Origin of the sequence: Anabaena sp. AL09, from assembly GCF_001672255.1 — a bacterium.
GTDB lineage: Bacteria > Cyanobacteriota > Cyanobacteriia > Cyanobacteriales > Nostocaceae > Dolichospermum > Dolichospermum lemmermannii.
Map to the genome: position 1 here is coordinate 32,476 of NZ_LJOQ01000006.1, position 20,355 is coordinate 52,830.

General features: G+C 37.4%; 19 protein-coding genes. 11 read left to right on the forward strand and 8 right to left on the reverse strand.

What is annotated here, in order from left to right; genetic code table 11:
- Both AN490_RS00805 and AN490_RS00810 read right to left on the reverse strand, forming a co-directional pair.
- Positions 1 to 578, reverse strand: a 578-nt coding sequence (locus tag AN490_RS00805; protein ID WP_299999021.1) for a WD40 repeat domain-containing protein, incomplete at its 3' end; no start/stop codon positions are given.
- Positions 575 to 1,960, reverse strand: a complete 1,386-nt coding sequence (locus AN490_RS00810; RefSeq protein WP_299999023.1) for a hypothetical protein — start codon at positions 1,958 to 1,960, stop codon at positions 575 to 577. The genes AN490_RS00810 and AN490_RS00805, both read right to left, overlap by 4 nt.
- Positions 1,961 to 2,175: 215 nt before the next feature.
- Here AN490_RS00810 and AN490_RS00815 point away from each other — a divergent pair, with 215 nt between their 5' ends.
- A complete protein-coding gene (locus AN490_RS00815; protein WP_299999025.1) occupies positions 2,176 to 2,484 on the forward strand; it encodes a hypothetical protein in 309 nt (102 codons plus the stop codon).
- Positions 2,485 to 2,649: 165 nt separating this feature from the next.
- On the opposite strand, the gene AN490_RS00820 is transcribed toward AN490_RS00815, so the two are convergent.
- Both AN490_RS00820 and AN490_RS00825 read right to left on the reverse strand, forming a co-directional pair.
- Positions 2,650 to 3,021 carry a DUF2237 domain-containing protein gene (locus AN490_RS00820; protein WP_168636947.1) on the reverse strand — a complete coding sequence of 124 codons (372 nt, stop codon included), beginning with the start codon at positions 3,019 to 3,021 and terminating at the stop codon, positions 2,650 to 2,652.
- Positions 3,022 to 3,243: 222 nt separating this feature from the next.
- A complete protein-coding gene (locus AN490_RS00825; RefSeq protein ID WP_299999028.1) occupies positions 3,244 to 4,872 on the reverse strand; it encodes a cyclic peptide export ABC transporter in 1,629 nt (542 codons plus the stop codon).
- A gap of 8 nt (positions 4,873 to 4,880) precedes the next feature.
- On the opposite strand from AN490_RS00825, the gene hpnI reads away from it, so the two are divergent.
- Complete coding sequence (gene hpnI / locus AN490_RS00830; RefSeq protein WP_366925004.1) at positions 4,881 to 6,077, forward strand: bacteriohopanetetrol glucosamine biosynthesis glycosyltransferase HpnI; 1,197 nt, start codon at positions 4,881 to 4,883, stop codon at positions 6,075 to 6,077.
- Between the two features lie 56 nt (positions 6,078 to 6,133).
- Here hpnI and AN490_RS00835 read toward each other — a convergent pair whose 3' ends face one another.
- Positions 6,134 to 6,751, reverse strand: a complete 618-nt coding sequence (locus AN490_RS00835) for a CAP family protein (RefSeq protein WP_299999030.1) — start codon at positions 6,749 to 6,751, stop codon at positions 6,134 to 6,136.
- A 133-nt stretch (positions 6,752 to 6,884) separates the two neighbouring features.
- On the opposite strand from AN490_RS00835, the gene rsmA reads away from it, so the two are divergent.
- The 3 genes from rsmA to AN490_RS00850 are packed head-to-tail and all read left to right on the forward strand — an operon-like array spanning position 6,885 to position 9,032.
- Positions 6,885 to 7,703, forward strand: a complete 819-nt coding sequence (rsmA, locus tag AN490_RS00840) for a 16S rRNA (adenine(1518)-N(6)/adenine(1519)-N(6))-dimethyltransferase RsmA (protein WP_299999032.1) — start codon at positions 6,885 to 6,887, stop codon at positions 7,701 to 7,703.
- Between the two features lie 54 nt (positions 7,704 to 7,757).
- Positions 7,758 to 8,702, forward strand: a complete 945-nt coding sequence (gene ispE, locus AN490_RS00845; protein WP_148765015.1) for a 4-(cytidine 5'-diphospho)-2-C-methyl-D-erythritol kinase — start codon at positions 7,758 to 7,760, stop codon at positions 8,700 to 8,702.
- Between the two features lie 6 nt (positions 8,703 to 8,708).
- Positions 8,709 to 9,032 carry a DUF3082 domain-containing protein gene (locus tag AN490_RS00850; protein ID WP_213711548.1) on the forward strand — a complete coding sequence of 108 codons (324 nt, stop codon included), beginning with the start codon at positions 8,709 to 8,711 and terminating at the stop codon, positions 9,030 to 9,032.
- A gap of 62 nt (positions 9,033 to 9,094) precedes the next feature.
- Here the strand turns inward: AN490_RS00850 and AN490_RS00855 are convergent, their stop codons facing one another.
- The 3 genes from AN490_RS00855 to AN490_RS00865 all read right to left on the reverse strand — a co-directional run bounded on the left by AN490_RS00855 (position 9,095) and on the right by AN490_RS00865 (position 13,767).
- A complete protein-coding gene (locus AN490_RS00855) occupies positions 9,095 to 9,967 on the reverse strand; it encodes a DNA-binding response regulator (RefSeq protein WP_299999037.1) in 873 nt (290 codons plus the stop codon).
- Positions 9,968 to 10,633: 666 nt separating this feature from the next.
- Positions 10,634 to 11,458: a WecB/TagA/CpsF family glycosyltransferase gene (locus tag AN490_RS00860; RefSeq protein WP_271821205.1), complete on the reverse strand. Its 825-nt coding sequence runs from the start codon at positions 11,456 to 11,458 to the stop codon at positions 10,634 to 10,636.
- A gap of 113 nt (positions 11,459 to 11,571) precedes the next feature.
- Entirely contained in the window at positions 11,572 to 13,767 is a 2,196-nt protein-coding gene (locus tag AN490_RS00865) for a tyrosine-protein kinase domain-containing protein (RefSeq protein WP_299999040.1), read from the reverse strand.
- A 549-nt stretch (positions 13,768 to 14,316) separates the two neighbouring features.
- Here AN490_RS00865 and AN490_RS00870 point away from each other — a divergent pair.
- The 6 genes from AN490_RS00870 (at position 14,317) to AN490_RS00895 (ending at position 20,314) form a co-directional block, all read left to right on the forward strand.
- Positions 14,317 to 14,832, forward strand: coding sequence for an acyltransferase (locus AN490_RS00870; RefSeq protein WP_299999042.1), 516 nt, complete (start codon positions 14,317 to 14,319; stop codon positions 14,830 to 14,832).
- A 350-nt stretch (positions 14,833 to 15,182) separates the two neighbouring features.
- On the forward strand, positions 15,183 to 16,310 hold the full coding sequence (locus AN490_RS00875; RefSeq protein ID WP_299999044.1) for a Gfo/Idh/MocA family oxidoreductase: 1,128 nt from the start codon (positions 15,183 to 15,185) through the stop codon (positions 16,308 to 16,310).
- Positions 16,307 to 17,404, forward strand: a complete 1,098-nt coding sequence (locus AN490_RS00880; protein ID WP_299999047.1) for a DegT/DnrJ/EryC1/StrS aminotransferase family protein — start codon at positions 16,307 to 16,309, stop codon at positions 17,402 to 17,404. The genes AN490_RS00875 and AN490_RS00880 overlap by 4 nt, the downstream gene beginning before the upstream one ends.
- Positions 17,397 to 18,104, forward strand: coding sequence for an N-acetyltransferase (locus AN490_RS00885; protein ID WP_299999049.1), 708 nt, complete (start codon positions 17,397 to 17,399; stop codon positions 18,102 to 18,104). The genes AN490_RS00880 and AN490_RS00885 overlap by 8 nt, the downstream gene beginning before the upstream one ends.
- On the forward strand, positions 18,094 to 19,068 hold the full coding sequence (locus AN490_RS00890) for an SDR family NAD(P)-dependent oxidoreductase (protein ID WP_299999051.1): 975 nt from the start codon (positions 18,094 to 18,096) through the stop codon (positions 19,066 to 19,068). Before AN490_RS00885 ends, AN490_RS00890 begins: the two co-directional genes overlap by 11 nt.
- Entirely contained in the window at positions 19,061 to 20,314 is a 1,254-nt protein-coding gene (locus tag AN490_RS00895) for a DegT/DnrJ/EryC1/StrS aminotransferase family protein (protein ID WP_299999053.1), read from the forward strand. Before AN490_RS00890 ends, AN490_RS00895 begins: the two co-directional genes overlap by 8 nt.
- Positions 20,315 to 20,355: the final 41 nt, after the last annotated feature.

The following is a 20,355-nucleotide window of genomic DNA, read 5'->3' on the forward strand; positions in this document are numbered from 1 at the left end:
GTTCCTGTTACCAAATCCCAGATTTTGATAGTGTTGTCAGATGAACCAGAAATCACCGTTTTTCCATCGGGTGTGAGTGCGATCGCATTTACCCAGCCACTATGACCTTTTAAAGTGTGAATTAATCCACCGCCACCAGGAGGTGTGAGGCTACCTATTAAACTATATAAACCTATATTTTTATCTGTGGCGATTTGTGCTAATAAATTTTTAATTTCTGGTAGATCGAAATATGTTAGTCGTGCTGATAGCTGTCCCTTGAGTTGTTTTGGATCTTTAAATATTATGTGTGTTAAGCTAAACAAAGCCCTTTGGATTAATTTTAATGCTTTGACGGTTTCCGCATATTCTGAATTATTCCTGATTTCGGAATTATCTAATAAATCATAATCTTCAATCAGTTCTTGCACTCCAAATAAAGGATGATTAATTTTCGCTTCAATAAAGTAGTAGTTCGATAATAATTGACACAGTTCTGTATATTTGTTACCCTCTAATAATAACCGGGGATATTTACCTAAAAACAGTTCTTGTGCTTCCTCTGACTGTTCATTAAACCAAGTGCGAAAGTTACTCATAGTATTAATCCCTCAGCCATATTTTGAGCAACTTCCGCGCTGATTTCTGGTAAACTCACCCCCGCAGCTTCCACAATATCTTGACGTTGTAAAAAATCTCGGAAACTTTCATGATAAAAGCGATAACGGGGCGGTTGATAAGTTTTTTGTTCCTGTAAAAACTGTGTCCAACTTTTAATAACTTCCTGCACCGTGAGATCATCTTCCTGGGAATATTTCACAATCATCTCACGGGACACGGCACTTTTTAAAGCACACATCACATAAATAATTTTAATTTTATCCTTGGGTAAGGGTTTAGTTGTCATACCCATAATGCGCCAATGACTCTCATAATATCCCTGTAAACCTGCGGGTAATTGTTCTAGTTTTTCATCTTGATAAAATCCTTCTGCAATTGCTTCTAACACATAGCGTAAATACATGAAATTGTTTTCACTTTTAGCAGCGATAGTATCTACAAATTTTGGCTTACTTAAATCATTTTGTTGATTAATCCAATTTTCTAAACCTGCTTTATATTTTTCTAAACTGAGAAATTCTAAAATATAGGCTTTTACATCATCATTACTTTTATCCTGATATTCCCTCAAATCTAATTCTTGATATTTAGTATCGGGGGAAAAAGTTAATCTTTTATCTTCTGAATTATAAGGTCTTCTGGTGAGAATCAAGTAAACCTTTTCCGGTAAATACATCGGTAAATTTAATAGATTTCCGTTGTCTTCTTGATCAACTTCATCTAAAGCATCAATGACAATTACTAAATTTTCAGAATCAGATAATTTTTGACTAGCTTTAATTAATAAAGTTGATAAATCATCATTTTCTACATTCTGTAAATCAAATCTTTGGGTTAATTGTTGACGAATTAATTTCAGAAATACATCGGGACGATTTCTACCTTCAGCGCGAATATTAAAAAAGCAAATTGTTCCCGGATGATCTACTATATATTTGGCAGCGATCGCACTTTTACCCATTCCCGCATCACCAAGGATGGTAAAATATCCGCTTTTGTGATCTTTAATAAATTGGTTAATCGCATTAAATACAAATTGGCGACCGCAAAATATTTGTGTTTTATCTTCAATTAAGGTTTTAAATTCCGTGGGAATAGTGACAGGATACCAGTTATCAACAATATCTGAGGGTTGAAGATTTAAAATTTTAGCAATTTTTTCTACTGCGGATCTTTCAACACTTGCTCTTTCACCATTTTTAACATCTTTTGCTCCTCTCAGACGTTTAATAGTGTCTATATGCACTCCCGTTTGTTCTGCAACTTCCTCCCAACTTCTAAATTTTAAATCTTTGTATGCTTTTTCTAGTTTTTCTATTCCCTTATCACTAGCTTTTACAGTATCTCGTCCCCGATTCATAGATCAAACTCCCCAATAAGTTAAGTTTTTTTAATAGATTTAGATATTCATTAAATATAACAAACTTTAATTTTATTGTACAGGGCAGTTTAGTGAAATTATATGCCCTATCTGCCCTGAAATATGGGGCAGTAAAAATAATTTATCTGCTCTGGAAATTTGATTTTTATACCCATAGGATATGAACAAGATCGAAAAATCAGGAGCTAAAAACTATGAAATTCACATTATTCAATAAACCCCAAAACTCAAAACTAACCCTAGAACAACAAAAGCAAGCTTTCAATACGTACATTTGGCAAATTCAGTTAGGATATAAAGTTAAAATTGCCATCGGTACAGTATCAGCAGTTTTTACTTTTGGTAGTGTTGCTTTATTTTACACTAGTCAAATCGAACAAAGCCATCTTAACATCGGTATTGGTGTAATTTCTAGTGTGGTTGGTTTTAAATCTGCCAGTAATAGCAAGAATGAATTAAAAGAACTGTTAGAAAGCTGTGAAATCGTCAACGGTGGTAAATAAGGTTATTAGTTTGAGATCATAGCTGTAAGGGTTTAGCAATGCTAAACCCCTACCCAATTTTACAATTTTCTATTCTTTAGTCATCTTTAGATGACTTTTGCTATTAGACTGGGAATTAATTCCCAGTTGGGTTATCGGTTTTACTAATAATTATTAACCATTTTCCTAATTACGAATTACCCGATGTTTTTGCAAATCTGCTAGATTACAAACTTCTAACGCCCTAGCATGAGTAGCTTCTAAAACGACTGGAGGTGCTACACCATCTTCTAGGGCTTCTTGCCACCTTGCAGCGCATAAACACCAACAATCACCGGGTTTTAAACCAGGAAAGCTAAAATAAGGTGCAGGTGTACTCAAATCATTGCCTTGGGATTTAGTATATTGCAAAAATTCCTCTGTCACTTGAGCGCAAACCACGTGCATTCCCGTATCTTGTCCACCTGTGGTACAAAACCCGTCACGATAAAATCCAGTCATGGGAGACGTACAGCAAATTTCTAATTTTGTACCCAGTACGTTTTTAGCTTCTGTCATGATTAATTCCTCACAATTTTAATTTATTAGGGAAAACGAACCGCAGAGGCGCAGAGGACGCAGAGAAAAGAGGGTTTGAGAGATATTTTGTGTAATACCATTTCTTTGTAAAGTTGCATATAATTTACCCCCCGGCTTCGCCGTCCCCCCTTAGCAAGGGGGGACTACAGGGGGGTCTGATTATGTGCATCTTCATAGAAAATTGGTATAAGTCCTGATTTTCTAAGTTTGTGGGAGTTTATCAAATTCAATTTTACCATAGTTTAATTTAATAATTCTATCGGCTAAATGAAAATAATGATCATCATGACTAATTACTAAAATTGTTTTTCCCTGGGCTTTTAATTCTGGCAGTAATTGAGTATAGAATATATCTTTGAACAATGGATCTTGATCAGCAGCCCATTCATCAAATAGATAAATTTGCCGATTTTCTAAATATGCTGTTAGTAATGCGAGGCGTTTTCGTTGTCCTTGAGAAAGGGCTGTAGTGGAAAGTTGTCCATTTTCGATTTTGACTTTATGATCAAGTTGCAATTTCTCTAAATATTTTTGCGCTTGGATATCTAAGTTATTATTTTCTAATCCTAGTAGTTCTTCAAATAAATAAAAATCAGAAAAAACTACAGAGAAATGTTGACGATACCATTCACGGTTATTTTCTGTAATCAAATTTTCATCTAAAATAATTTCGCCATTTTCAGGAATGTATAATCCTGTAATTAATTTGGCTAAAGATGATTTACCGCTACCATTGCCACCAACAATAAAAACTAATTCTTGGGGATAAAGGGTAAGATTAATTGGACCAAGAATAAAACTACTATCTTCTTTATCTGTGTAATAAGTGTGAGTAATATTTTGAAGTTGTAAACTGTGCCAATTTGTGGGAGAATCGGGCGGTGCAGTGGCAACTTCGGCACGACTGGCTAAAGATAAACCCAAAGATTCGATCTTTTGTAAAGCAACACTGGCTTTACTAATTAATGGTAAATTATTGGAAATATTATCCATGGGCAACATTAAATAAGTAAATGTGAGAATATAACCTGATAAAGTTTCGGCATCAATGGCGAATAAATGCGGTAAAATAAAGAGGACAAAACCAATGGCAAAGAAAAATATTAATTTACCCCAACTGGTAGTTGTGGCAAACAAAGTTAAACCTTGGACATTATGATTTCTAAATCTGCTGGCTGTGGCTTCTAGACGATTGCTGAGGAAAAATTGTCGGCGTTGATAGTGGAGTTTAAGTTCTTTGATTCCGGCTGTAATAGTGCTAAAGTTATTAAATAAAGCATCTTGATCTTCACGGGCTAAAGCTAATAATTTTTCTCCTCTATCTAATAACCATTTACAACTAGCAATAGCGACTAGCATTAAAACCACAACCATGATAAATACTAACCAAGATAGCCAAGTTATATATAGTAAACATCCCAAAGCCATGGACATATCAATACATAAAAAGGGAATGACATAGACAGCATTGGCTACAGCTTGGACATCTTCTGTTAAAGTTGCTAATAAGCGGGGATTTCCTAATTGTTCTAAATGACTTAATTCCGAGGCTAATATTTGCCGACTTAACCGCATTCTTAATTGCAAAACCGCATTTTGAGATAAGCGAATTAACATGATTTGGGACATTACGCCGGTAATTAAGGCCACGGTGACTAAACCGACGAAACCCCAGGCTATAGTTGTCAGAGGTGCAGCATTGCTTTTACTCGCAGCACTACTAATGAGGGCAATTAATCCCGCGCTACTACCACCACTCAAAAAACCTGTAATAATGGCTATTGCTACCATTGTCCAAGAAGAACGCAAAAGAAAGTAAATTAGATTCATTATGTCAATTGTCAGTTGTCAGTTGTCAGTTGTCAGTTGTTTTACTCCCTGATTTCCTATTCCTGATGTTAATTTTTTGTTTATCAGCCGTTTTATTTTACACCTATGGGGTTTATACAGCGATAGCTTTTTTGCGTGACTCCCCTCCCATAAACCCGAAATTTCATCCCCCTGTCACTATCCTGAAACCGCTGTGTGGTTTTGATAAGGGGACTTACACCAACTTAGCTTCATTTTGTCAACAAAATTATCCCCAATATCAAATTATTTTTAGTGTCCGCAGTTCTACAGACCCTAGTATAGAAGTAGTTGAGAAACTAATTCAACAATTCCCAGAAATAGATATTAGTTTGGTGGTGAAAGATCATATTATCGGTGCAAATTTGAAAATTAGTAACTTAGCTAATGCTGTCACCGCTGCCAAACATGATATTTTAGTAATTGCTGATAGTGATATTCTCGTCGGTTCAGACTATTTGCAAACAGTTATTCAACCGCTAAAAGATGAAAAAGTTGGTGTTGTTACCTGTTTATATCGTTCCACAGCCCAAGGAATAGCTACTATTTTAGAAGCTATTTGTACAGCCACAGATTTTCAACCCGGTATTTTGGTTAGTAAACAATTAGAAGGGATAAAATTTGCTTTGGGTTCAACCATTGTCATTCGCAAAACCACATTAGCAAAAATTGGCGGTTTTGCTGCTGTAGCTGATTATTTAGCAGACGACTATCAACTCGGTTATTTACCAACTCAAGCCGGGGATAAAGTAGTTTTATCTAACTATATAGTAGAACACGGATTAGGACATAGTAGTTTATTAGATTCTATCAATCGCCAAATTCGTTGGGCGCGTTGTATTCGCGTTTCTCGTCCTGGGGGTTATGCAGGATTAATATTTACTTTTGGCACAGTTTCTAGTTTACTATTATTAATAACTAGTGGTGGTTCTATTCTCTCTTTGTTGGTTGTATCCATAACTTTACTCATGCGATTAATTATGGCTTGGGTAATAGGGGTAAAAGTTCTTAATGATGCAGTTACTAAAAAGTATTTTTGGTTAATTCCTGTTGCTGATATAGTTAGATTTATAATTTGGTGTTGTGGCTTTTTTGGTAATACTATTGAATGGCGAGGGACAAAATTTAAATTGGTGAAAGATGGTAAATTGGGAATGATAGAAAAAGAGAAGTCAGAAGTTCAGTAGGAGGAAGGAACAAGAAAGACGGAAATTTCTCCCCTGTACCCCTCCTAACTTTTTGACTACGGTTTCAACACATTAGCGGGAAACTGCCCTTGGACGTTACCAGCGGGTGCATAATGGCAGACGACATAGAAAGCTTTGTATTTAGTACCGTTCATGGTTTTAGTGCCTTGTGCTGCACCACAACCTAATTGGGTACTACTTTTCCACACAACCTGGGTAAAATGCCCAGTAGCCGAGGAAAACCCTGGACTATTATAGTTATATAATTTGACTTCATCGTACCATGACTTAACTGCTGTATCAGCTAGAGTATTTGCGGCTATTGAAGGACCAGTAGTGTAGTAAACATACAAGTTTTCTCCAGCATTGTTCCGTTGTCCAGAGGTGCTGTGTTGAAACAATCCATTGGTTGCTAGGTATTGCGCCCAGGCTTGAGCAGTGTTGTTAGCAGAACTACTAATAGTCATGTTAGGACTACGGTGAGTAGCTCGATAACTGTTATGTTTAGATAAAGAAGTGCTACGCAAAGTCGTTAGATCAATAGATGTTTGTGCTAAAACTGGTTCGCTACTCATGGGAATTATACTGGCAAATTGAGAGGGAGCTATTCCCATTAATATGAGAGTTAAAGCTGTACCTGTTGTTAAAGTGAGAGTTGAAAAGAATTTATTCATGTTTTTATCTGTCCTGTGACTAGAATGAATTTTTGACAAGTTAGGTTATCGGCAAGAAGTTTATGTCAACAAAATAAAACACATAAAACGCCTAACAATATGATACTTTTTTAAAGCCATATTTTTTAACAAAATGATTCAACCCCGTAAACAGTTTGCTCAACATTGGTTAAAAAGTGATAAAGCTCTCAACTCAATTGTCCAAGCGGCTAATTGCCAGGAAACTGATAAAGTTTTAGAAATTGGCCCCGGTACAGGAATTCTCACTCGGCGTTTATTACCGCTAGTAAAATCTTTACTGGCAGTGGAAATTGACCGGGATTTGTGCAAATTACTAGCTAAACAATTGGGGGAAAAAGAAAATTTCTTACTTCTGCAAGGCGATTTTCTGACTCTTGATTTACTATCCCAATTAACAGCATTTCCTAGTTTCCAAAAGCAAAATAAAGTTGTTGCTAATATTCCCTATAATATTACTGGGCCAATTATTGAAAAGTTACTGGGGACTATTTCTCATCCCAATCCAGAACCTTTTGATTCTATCGTTTTATTAGTACAAAAAGAAGTAGCAGAAAGATTATATGCTAAACCCGGTTCGAGAACTTTTGGGGCGTTATCGGTGCGGGTACAATATTTAGCAGATTGTGAGTTAATTTGTACAGTTCCCGCTGCGGCATTTGTGCCACCACCAAAGGTAGATTCCGCTGTGGTACGGTTACTTCCTAAACAAATAGAAATTCCAGCCCATGACCCCAAGAAGCTGGAAACTCTAGTTAAATTGGGATTTGGGTCAAAGCGAAAAATGTTAAGAAATAATTTACAATCGGTAATTGACCGTGATCAATTGACGCAATTACTGGAACAATTAGAAATAAATCCCCAAGTCCGCGCTGAAGACCTCGGAGTTGCCCAATGGGTATCACTGGTAAATATGATAGGAAATGCTGAATAGTTGTCTTTACTGTTCCCTGTTCCCTGTTCCCTGTTCCCTGCTTTTATAACCGTTATGCGTTCTTACAGTTTAATTACACCTGCCAAAATCAATTTGTATTTGGAAATTATTGGTAGTCGTCCCGACGGCTATCATGAATTAGCAATGATTCTCCAAAGTATAGATTTATCTGATCAAATTGATATTCACCCTGCCAGTACAAATAATATCCGCGTCTACTGTGATCATCCCCAAGTACCCACAGATAAAACTAACCTAGTTTATAAAGCTGCGGAATTAATGGCTAAGGAATTTCCCAATGCTTTTAGTAATTTTGGGGGTGTTGATATTACCATTAAAAAGCATATTCCTGTTGCTGCTGGTTTAGCGGGAGGTTCTACCAATGCCGCAGCGGTGTTAGTAGGAATAGATTTACTTTGGAACTTGGGATTAACTCAATCAGAACTAGAAGAATTAGGCGCAAATCTCGGTTCAGATGTGCCATTTTGTATTGCTGGAGGAACGGCAATTGCTACGGGTAGAGGTGAAAAACTCGCTCCTTTACAAAGTTTGGATAATTTACATATCGTATTAGCCAAATATCGCAGTTTAGAAGTTTCCACACCTTGGGCATATAAAACCTATCGAGAACAATTTGGGATTAATTATATTCAAGATTCAGAAGGTTTAGCGGCTCGTGCTAGTGCTTTTCATTCAGAAGGCATGGTAAAAGCTATCTTGAATAAAAATACCGAAAAAATTGTCCAAGAACTACATAATGATTTGGAGAAGGTTGTCTTACCAGCTTATCCCCAAGTATTGCAACTGCGGGAATTATTCGCCAGTCAACCAGGGGTTTTAGGGACAATGATGTCAGGTTCTGGCCCTTCAGTCTTTGCCATTGTTGAATCTCAAACTCAAGCAGAAATAGTCAAGCAGCGAATACGTGAAGCTATTCCTAATGAGGATTTAGAATTGTTTGTAACGCGGACAATTAAACATGGAATTAAAATCGCCTAATTTATTATGAATCAACCAAAAGAAACGTCATCAGCAGATAGTTCTACTCAAGTACAAGCAACTCCATTACGCTGTATAACTGGAGCTACAATTTCGGGTGGATTTGCCTTTATTACCTATTCTCTCATGATAGCGATCGCTACTACCTTTGCCAATAAACCCACCCATTCTGATAACCAAACCGTCATCAATATCGCTGCCGCCGTCCGTACCCTAGTAGTAGGTATAGTAGCCTTGGGTGCGGGCATATTTGGATTAGTTGCATTAGGTTTATTAGCCTTATCAGTACAACTTTTTATCCAAAAATTAAGCAATCCTAAAAGTAGTTAGTTTTAGCTAATAGGGAATAGGAAGTTATTTTCTTCTTCCTGCTTTCTTCTCTAACTCCTCACTTAATTCCTCCCGACAGCTACAGGTTTAACTAATTGTGAGCGATTTTTGATAAATTGCAAGTTAGTATTTTTCAAACCTGAATTTAACTGATTTTTTTTGCGCCAATCTGTGGGAGATGTATGATTATATTGGCGAAACTGTCGGGAGAAATGACAAGCACTTTGATAACCAAGATTTGTAGAAATTTCCTCAATTGTTTGATTAGTATTTTTCAGTAAAGGTAAGGCTGCTACCATTCGTCTTTTGATAATCCAAACATTTATGGGATATCCTGTTTGTTTAGCAACTTGATTAGTTAAATATGCAGAAGAATAACCAACAGCTTCAGCAACATCCGATAAAGTAATTCCTTCTTGATAATTAGCTTCAATATAATCAAAAACCTTTTTCAAATGGGGAATATTCGGAAAAATTGACTGAGAATTTACTGGTGTATTCGGTAATTCTGCTAATGTGACTTGAGGAAAATTAGTAGCATACCAATATCTAAAAAGATCCTGTTTTTGTAATCTAATTGCGATTGCTCGCAATAACTCATCAGTTGTTGCAGGTTTAGTTAAATAATCATCTGCTCCGAATTCCATTGCTTTTCGCAAAGATGCCTTTGTATTAATAGCAGTTAGAAAAATAAAAGGAATAATTGCCGTTAATCTATCCTCCCGTAGATTCCTTAATACAGTATAACCATCCATGTCTGGCATTACCATCTCACAAATTACCAAGTCAGGTAAATATTCTTTGATTAATTGCAGTCCAATAATACCATTTTCTGCACCTATCCCATGATAGCCCTTAGCCTGAAGATAATCTAAAACAAAATTGCGATTCACAACTTCATTGTCAATGACGATAATTTTTTTTGTTGCGTACATAATTATTCCAATCACTAGATTTTGGTGTTTTTAGCCATTACTAAAATCTGTACCGATTCACGAACAAATTTTATATATAAACTGAGCAATAGGAAAGATAAAATTATAGCGAAGAGTTAATACAATCTTGATAATTGCTATTATCTCAATTAGTAATTAATCTTGGGCAGATTCGCATTTAATATTGAATAATTTTAATTTTATCAATAAAAATTAAATACTTTCAACTTAGTTGCATAAAACAAATAATTGTTGTTTATATTGCTTTTTAATTGAGCCACCCTGAAATTTGAACGTAGAAACATAAAATTGCGCTATTGTCAATTAATATTTGTGTATATTTGGAGGTTGTGAGATTTGATAAATAGGTAAATTATGAGTTATTTACCTGATTTTACGAAATTTAGTCTCTTTTGCATTCAACTACGAAAGGATATACAAAGTCATCTGCCCCCAGGAATATATTTTTGTCTCAAATTAGCTAATAATCATTTAGCATCCTCCCTAGGGAAGAGAAATGAATGAAATAAATACAGCACTTTCCGGTGTTATGTTGGGATATATATATAGCGTATATAGCGGGCAAGATGCCCGCACTACAAGAGTTTCGGTAATAATCCTTTATTTATAGGTGTTTCAGGAGTTTTCTGCACGACCAAGCTGTGGCTATAACCTTAAGTATTGAAGTAGAGTCAAATTCAAGATTTGCTTGCAAGCTAACCAGATAAAAGCTGGGATAGTTGTCATATATCTTTTAAATAGTCTGGATGGTTCTTGAGTCAGACGATATAACCACTCCCCACCTAAATGACGAATCCAATAGGGCGCTCTTTTCTGACTCTGAGCAAAAACAGGAAATGCTCCCCCTAAACCAATCATTACAGCCTGAATTTTATCTTTATGTTGATTCATCCACAACTCTTGTTTTGGACATCCTAAAGCCAATAAAACTATGGCTGCACCACTATCATGAATTCTTTTGATCATAGCTTCATCCTCTGTAGATGTGAGTGGACGAAATGGTAAAGGCTCCATACCAGCAATTTTCAGGTTCGGAAAAAGATCCATTAAGTTCTTTCGCATCTTCTCTAGAGTTACTGTATCAGCACCTAGGAAAAAAAGAGGAATGTCTCTGAGTGGGGCTAATTTGCATAAAGATAACAGAATGTCCAAACCAGCAACGCGGTTTTGAGTACCTGCACCCATTAGTTTTAGCATCCATACCAGCGGCATACCATCGGGAGTAACAATATCTGCATTCTTTAAAACAGAGGAAAATTCAGAATGCCAATAAGATTCTACTAGCATATGAGTATTAGCTACGCAAATAACTTTGCTGACTTTGCTCATAGCCCATTCTAAAATGATGTTTATTTGTACCTCAAAAGGTAACGCAGTCACAGGAGAGCCAATTATATCAATTGTTGGAGTTTCCAGGTTGAGATATGGACTGACATCTTGAATTTGACTTTGTTTGTTTACGGTTAGCATATATTTTTGATATTCTTGTGTTCACAAAAATCTGCACAGAATGTTTAAAAAATCAAGGCTATTAGACAATTATGCGAGTTATTCTCTAGTAATAGAAATTTCGCATTTTATGCTTATGAATCAATAGTAATTGCTCCCAAAATAGGAGTAAAAGAGAAATTTAATTGTTCTAATACTTTGCTTAAAATAGAACATTTTGTTTCACCTATTTTTATGGCTAAAATACTTACATCTGTATGCTTCATCAGGATACTAGTATCTGCAAAACCTAATAGATGTGATGTATCATAGATAATTAAGTCAAAATTTTGCTTAAATTGTTCTGTCAAATCTTGGATCTGAGGTGATGAAAGTAAAATTGTCGGATTTGTGGTAATTTGACCAGTAGTTAAGATAGACAAATTATGCTCTAAAGATAATTTTCCTGTATTTTTTACAGTTCTTTTCTTAGGGTCATAATTTTTTTCTCTGATACCGCTAATGTTTTTATGGATAACATTTTCAAAATTCAAACCTTCAGCAATAATGTTGCTTAATCCTTCTTTATTCGGTAAGTCCAACATTTTATGAATACTAGGATTACGCAGATTTGCATCCACCAGTAACACCCGTTTACCCATAGCTGCTGCTGTCTGAGCTAAGTAAAAAGCAATTGTTGATTTGCCATCTCCAGCATCCCCTGAAATAATTGCTAGAGAGCGGATATTATTATCACCATTGAGCAGAGAAATATTTGTGTAAACAGAGCGAAAAGATTCCCAAAAGTGGGAGGTATTATGGTTTTGAAAAGGCTGACCACTTTTAGCAAACTTAATATGAGGAATGTTCCCTAATATTGGTAGTTTAGTTTTGTCTTTAACCTCTTCAATATTATAAAAGACGTTATTAAGCTTGTCTATAAATAAGGCAAATCCCGTACTTAATAATGACCCCAAAGCTATTCCTAAAATTAAATTTCGGATGGTACTCGGTGCAAGATTCTCCGGCTGACTAGGAGGAGTAAGTATCTGCCAAGGTATCTGCTTTTGGGCTGAATCTATACGTAATCTTTCCCGTTCAGTTAAAAAGTGATTGAGGTTATCAACAGCAATTTTTAATTGTCGTTCTAAATCATCTTTTTCACGAATAATAGCCGGAAACTGTCTAACCTGCTCTTGTAAAGAACTTTCAATTTGACTAAGAAATTGGATTTGGGTTTTTAATAATTGAATTTGCTTAGTTGCATCGAGGAATTTTTGAATTTCTCGCAAACGAGCCGAATTTGGTGGGGCTGAATACAAAGAATTCATAGTTGTATTGGCAAATTTCATTCCCAAAATCTGCAATTTTTCCCTGATAATTAAATCCAATAAATTTTGTTTTTGAATGAGCAGGGTTTGAATATTTGGGCTATTTTCTGTATATTGAGATGATTTTATGGCGATTGTAGCTTCTATATCTTGAAGTTGGCTCAATAACTTCTGATAATCAGGAGACTCACTCAAGGCTGAAATAGCCTCTGCTTCATGACTTTTTAATTGCAACTGTTCTTGGAGACTATTATAAAGTGCTTGAGTTCTAGCCAATTGTATTTCATTATCTACCCGTTTTTGGACAATTTGATCAAATTGATTAGCAAGTTGCTGTCCTTGAATTTCAGCATTAATAATACCATATTTTTGACGGAAGTTTTGTAGTTTTAATTGGAGAGTTTCCACATTCCGTAATAGTTGCGGCAATTGCTTCTCCACAAAATTAATTGCTAATTTAGTTTCTGTTTGGCGTTCATCTAAACTATATTTTAAGTATGATTCAGATGCTTGATTTAATACAAACAAAACTTTTTTAGGGTTGGTATCTTGATAACTAACTTCTAAAATTTTAGTATTGGGTAGGAGTTTGATATTAAGTTGAGGTGCGCTGCTACCTGGGTAATACTTTTGCACTTTTTCAGTGAGAGGAGACATCAATTTAGGACTTTGTAAAATCTTCAACTTAGTTTCATCAATTTTATTAGCAGTCTCATCTATTTTTGATCTATCGTCTCGTGCAACTTTATCTTCAGCGGTTATCGGCTCAGTTAAAAGTTCAAATTTACCGACATAAGTGGGAGTGCTAGTCAAAGCCAATCCTATCGCCGCAGCCGCAATGGTAGTTGTGCCAATTATAATTATCGGTATTCTGCGACGAATAACTGCTAATACTTCACCTAAGTTCAATCCACCTTCATTACCTTCTTCAGATGGAGTTGTGTAAATCAAAGGCTTAGATTGACGTTGCTGTCCATTTATTTGAGCTAGATTTTGCTGAGAATAGCGTTTTTTTATCATCTCAAACCTTAGATAATTTCTAATTTAATTCAATATCTTTGCTAAATTCAAAAAAGCCTTAATTTATTGGTTGAGCAAAGCAACACCTAACCCACAAAAAAATGGCGCAGGTATTGATAAAATAATCAGAATATTTGGACATGATTTGACTTCAACAACTTAAACAGTTAATTAAGTTGTAATGTAACACTGTTTCATGGGTTAAAGTGGACAATTTGGCAAATATCTTGAAGCTTTCAATTTGGCAAATATATTATTTATCACTTTGTCAATAAATAAGTTATATCTTTTTGAAATATTTATAATTCAACCGTAATCATCATGGTTTGAGTCAAAAACTGCAAAGATTGTGTAAAGTTAATGTAAAACTGGAAATTAGATATTGACTTTTAAAGTTAAGTATCGTTTAATTTTTTTAATCCTGAGTTTTTCAATTCAGATACATCACTCCATGAGAATAAAGTTGCCACAAAAATGAGAACTTGAATTATAAGATGTATCTACTGAATTCTAAGAATGTGAATTTTAATGATATAAAGGTAGACAAAAATGGCTATACATGACAATGTGAGAATAGGTGAAGGTGTTCAGATTTTTCATCCTCATCTTGTCAACCTTTATGGTTGTGAAGTTGGTGATGAAACCAAAATTGGCAGCTTTGTTGAAATCCAGAAAAATGCCATAGTTGGAGCTAAATGTAAAGTTTCATCACACAGTTTTATTTGTGAAGGCGTGATCATTGAAGATGAAGTGTTTATTGGTCACGGAGTCATGTTTACCAATGATATTTACCCTCGCGCTACGAATGAAGATAGTAGTCTAAAAACTGAAGCCGATTGGTCTGTAATTAAGACATTGGTGAGGAGCCGTGCTTCTATTGGTAGCAATGCTACAATTCTCGCAGGAATCACAATTGGCAAAAATGCCATAATTGGCGCTGGAGCAGTAGTCACTCGTGATGTTCCTGATTATGCAACTGTGGTTGGAGTCCCTGCTAGGGTCATAGGTAGTGTTCCTATTATGGGTGAATCTGTCAATAGTAGCTTGTTAAGCTCAATTAGGTAATATTTCAGGTTTTTAAGATATTCAAACCGGGTTTTTCAGCAATATCTTGACCAAATTGATCACCTACATAAGTTTTGCCAATTTGTCTACAATAAGCCATACAACAATGTTACTTTACAACATATTGCATCTGGAAAGTCTCATTTAACTTCCTGGTTTTTTCAAAGATAAATTATCACAGGAAATCACGTTTTAACGGTGATTACTTTAGTCATTAAAACTGGCGAAGGTATTGTTGAAAAAATTGCTTTTAGTAATCTTTAGAAATTGTTGGTCAACTATTCTGTCATCTCCATTGTTCTCTACAAATCAAGTTTTCTAAAATTCACTACTTGTATACTGGCAATTCCATGACAAATACTCATGCTCATTCCCCTCAGACTTTTGAGAAAAAAATTTATTCAGATAGTGTAAACATCTCTATTAATAAGCAAACCCAGGCAATTAATACCATCAAAATTGGTGTTATCGGTTATGGTTACTGGGGTCCAAATTTAGTCCGCAGCTTTGCCGATTTACCAGGGGCGGAAGTCATTGCAGTTAGTGATTTTCAAGTAGATAGATTGGCAAAGGTGCAATCTCGATATCCAGCCATCAAACTCACCACAAATAGCCAAGATATATTTGCCGATTCAGCAATTGATGCGATCGCCATTGCTACACCAGTTTCTACTCATTACGACTTAGCTCTAGCAGCTTTGCAAGCCGGGAAACACGTATTAGTCGAAAAACCAATGACTGTTTCCTCCCAACAGGCAATCAGACTAATAGATGAGGCTCAAAAGCGTAATTTAGTGCTGATGGTAGATCACACCTTTGTGTACACAGGTGCAGTGCGAAAAATGCAGGAACTGGTAGCAACAAAGGCTATAGGTGATATCTATTATTATGATTCTGTCCGTGTTAACTTGGGATTATTCCAGCATGATGTCAATGTGATCTGGGATTTGGCAGTTCATGACCTCTCAATCATGGATTATGTGTTGCCATCAAAGCCTTATGCTGTATCTGCTACAGGGATGAGTCACATTTCTAGTGAACCAGAAAACATTGCCTACTTAACCTTATTTTTTGAGAATAACTTAATTGCACATATTCATGTCAATTGGCTCGCACCAGTAAAAGTACGGCGGACAATACTGGGTGGTAGTCAAAAGATGGTTTGTTATGACGATTTAGAACCCAGTGAAAAAATTAAGGTGTACGACAAAGGAATTACTGTGAATGGCAGTCCTGAGAACGTTTACCAAATGCTCGTCGGCTATCGCACCGGTGATATGTGGTCTCCTAAGTTGGATATGACGGAAGCATTGCAAACAGAGGCATTACATTTTATTGATTGTATTCGCCAAGGTAATCGTCCCATCACAGATGGAGAAGCAGGATTACGGGTAGTAAGAATTCTCGAAGCTGCTACCCAATCCATCAAGGAGCAGGGACGATTAATTGAACTGAACTTAGCAGAGGTAGCAGGATGATTCCATTTATAGACCTGAAATCACAGTATTTGAGTATTAAAGACGAAATCCATACCGCTATCTCTCAAGTCCTGGAGAGTACACAATTTATCTTAGGGAATGAGGTAGCAGCATTAGAACAGGAGTTTGCTAATTATTGTAGTGCCGATTATGGCATTGCCGTAAACACAGGTACGAGTGCTTTGCACCTAGCCCTACTGGCAGCGGGTATTGGTCCTGGTGATGAAGTAATTACCACACCTTTCACCTTTGTAGCTACCGTAGCCGCCATTGACTATACAGGAGCTAAGGCGGTTTTTGTAGATATTGACCCTGTTTCCTTGACTATAGATGTCACCCAAATTGAAGCAGCCATCACCGAACGCACGAAAGCAATTTTGCCAGTGCATCTCTATGGTCAACCAGCAGATATGGAGCCAATTTTAGACATTGCTCGTCGTTATGGTCTGACTGTAATTGAGGATGCCGCCCAGGCACACAGGGCTGAGTATAAGGGGCAACGAGTTGGTAGTATTGGCGATTTAGGTTGTTTTAGCTTTTATCCAGGAAAGAACTTGGGAGCGTATGGTGAGGGCGGCATGGTAGTCACCAATAACCCCAAATACGCCCTCACTATGCAAACGCTGCGTGACTGGGGACAAGAACGCAAGTATCATCATGTTCTCAAGGGTTATAACTATCGCATGGATGGCTTGCAAGGAGCAATCTTGCGGGTTAAATTACGCCATTTAGATGATTGGACAGAGGCTAGGAGAGCGATCGCCGCCCAGTATGATCAACTACTAGCAAAGGCAGACGTGATCACTCCTACTGTTATGCCATACAGCCATCACGTTTACCATATTTATGCCGTGCGATTGGCTGAAAGAGACTTACTACAACAGCGGTTACATGAGCAGCAAATTCAGACAGGCATTCACTACCCGATTCCCGTGCATTTGCAACCAGCTTACGCAGATTTAGGATATAAGGCAGGTGATTTTCCCCACTCAGAATTAGCAGCTAAGGAAGTGCTTTCACTGCCTATGTTTGCAGAACTATCTCCAGTCCAAATAGAAACTGTTAGTGCAGTCGTGAGAGGATACCGTGATTGAACTAGTGAAAAGTAGGATAGTCCAAGCTGTACATGGTTCTCAAGACTTAAAACTAGATCCAGAATTTGAACTAGAAATGGCAGCGTCTTTCCGCCATCAATATAGCCATCAGGATTTAATGGAATTGTACACTCGTTTTACTTTAGGCGAGAGTGATTTTAATTTCTTGATGCGGCGAATTATTTGCCGGGCAATAGCCTGTAAATTTGGACATGGTGTGCATATTGGCAGTAGCGTAGGTTTTAAGCATTTAGAAACTTTTGAGATTGGCAATCAGGTATTTATTGGTTCACAAACCTACCTCCAGGGGCGGTTTGATGGTAAGTGCATCATCGGTAATTATGTTTGGATTGGACCACAGAGTTATTTTGATGCTCGGAACTTGATTATTGAAGATTACGTAGGATGGGGTCCTGGTGCAAAAGTATTGGGTTCAACTCATACTGGCTTACCAATTGATCTTCCCATTATTAAAACAGACTTGGAAATCAAATCAGTAAAAGTGGAAACAGGCGCAGATATTGGCATGAATGCGGTGATTCTGCCTGGAGTCACAATTGGTAAAGGCAGCATTGTTGGTGCTGGAGCAGTTGTGACTAAGGATGTACCACCCTTTGCCATTGTCGCTGGTGTTCCTGCTCAGTTTTTACGCTGGCGAGAAGGATATGAACCATCGGAGAACATAGAATATGCAAAATAAACGAATTTTAATTACAGGTGGTGCTGGTTTAGTTGGCTCTCATATTGCCGATTTACTGGTAAAAGAGGGAGTATCGGAAATTATTGTCCTCGATAACTTTACCCGCGGATGTCGTGATAACTTAGCTTGGACACAGGCAAATGGTCCGTTAGTGATTGTTGACGGAGATATCCGCGATCGCCAACTCCTTACTGATATCATGCAAGGTGTGGATATAGTCTTTCATCAAGCTGCTATTCGGATTACCCAATGTGCGGAAGAACCCCGTCTAGCATTGGAAGTTCTCGCAGATGGTACTTTCAATGTTCTCGAAGCAGCAGTTACAGCCGGAGTAAAAAAGGTAGTCGCAGCTTCTTCAGCGTCAGTATATGGCATGGCAGATAATTTCCCCACAACTGAATCTGATCATCCCTACAATAACCGCACCATCTACGGTGCAGCGAAAACCTTTAATGAGGGTTTATTCCGCAGCTTTAATGAAATGTATGGACTGAATTATGTAGGATTACGCTACTTCAATGTTTATGGACCCCGCATGGATATTTACGGTGTTTACACTGAAGTATTGATTCGCTGGATGGAGCGAATTATTGCCGGACAACCACCACTAATTTTTGGTAATGGTGAGCAAACAATGGATTTTGTGTATATCGAAGATATAGCTAGAGCTAACATCTTGGCTGCTAAAGCTAATATCACAGATGAAGTGTTCAATATTGCCAGTGGTGTAGAAACTAGTTTAAATGATTTAGCCCATAGTTTACTGAAAGTGATGGGTTCTGATCTCCAACCAGAATATAAACCAGAACGTAAAGTTAACGCCGTGCAGCGCCGACTGGCAGATGTGAGCAAAGCCAAGCAGTTATTGAACTTTGAGTCCCAGGTATCTCTAGAAGCAGGGTTATCTCGCTTGGTTACTTGGTGGCATAAACAAAAGCTGACAAAGGAAACGAGCCATGTCTAATAGCGATAGCGTGATGCAAGCCATAAAAATGCAGAATATCCCCATTGCTAAACCTTGGATTGGCGAACCAGAAGCGGAAGCAGCCAGACGCGCTATCATGTCCGGTTGGGTGACTCAAGGACCGGAAGTTGCCGGATTTGAACAGGAATTTGCGGCTTATGTAGGGGCAAAATATGCTTGTGCTGTTTCTAATTGCACTACAGCATTGCACTTAGCACTTTTAGCAGTAAGTGTCCAGCCAGAAGATGAAGTGATTACCGTCAGTCACTCTTATATTGCCACTGCTAATAGTATTCGTTATTGTGGCGCGATTCCAGTCTTTGTGGATATTGAACCACAGACATATAACATCAACCCGGTGTTAATTGAAGATACGATTAATGAACGCACCCGTGCTATTCTCATCGTTCACCAAATGGGAATGCCTTGCGACCTCAAAGCTATCTTAGATATTGCCCAGCGTTACAATTTACCAGTGATTGAAGATGCAGCTTGTGCCATTGGTAGTGAGATTCTCTGGGATGGACAATGGGAGAAAATCGGTAGACCTCACGGAGATATTGCTTGCTTTTCCTTTCATCCTCGCAAAGTAATTACCACAGGTGACGGGGGGATGATTACCACTAATAATCCCGAATGGGATCAACAATTTCGCCTCTGGCGACAACATGGCATGAGTGTCCCTGATACTGTGCGTCACGGGGCTAAACAGGTGATTTTCGAGTCCTATCCCATGTTGGGTTACAACTACCGCATGACTGATATTCAGGCAGCAGTCGGACGGGAACAACTCAAACGCCTACCGGAAATTCTAGAACGCCGTCGTTATTTAGCACAACGATATTATCATCAGTTGGCAGATATACCAGGATTAAAATTACCAACAGAGCCAACCTGGGCGAAAAGCAATTGGCAAAGTTACTGCGTTCGCTTATCTCCACAGTATGACCAACGCCAAATAATGCAAACAATGCTAGATGCTGGAATTGGCACACGACGGGGAATTATGTGCGCTCACCGTGAACCTGCATACCAGATTGAAGCTTGGTCTTGTGGAGTTGCTGAAGAAAAGAATATGCGTGAAATAGGAAGTTGCGATTCCTACGGAGCGCTTCGCTATCAATTGCGTGAGAGTGAATTAGCACAAGATCAATCTATTCTATTGCCCTTATTTCATCAGATGAACGAGCAAGAACAAGATGCTGTGGTCAATGAGCTAAAAGCAGCTTGTCAAATGCAGATATAGAAATTCAAAGTCGGTATTGCTGAATTGGACTTTTCAACTTT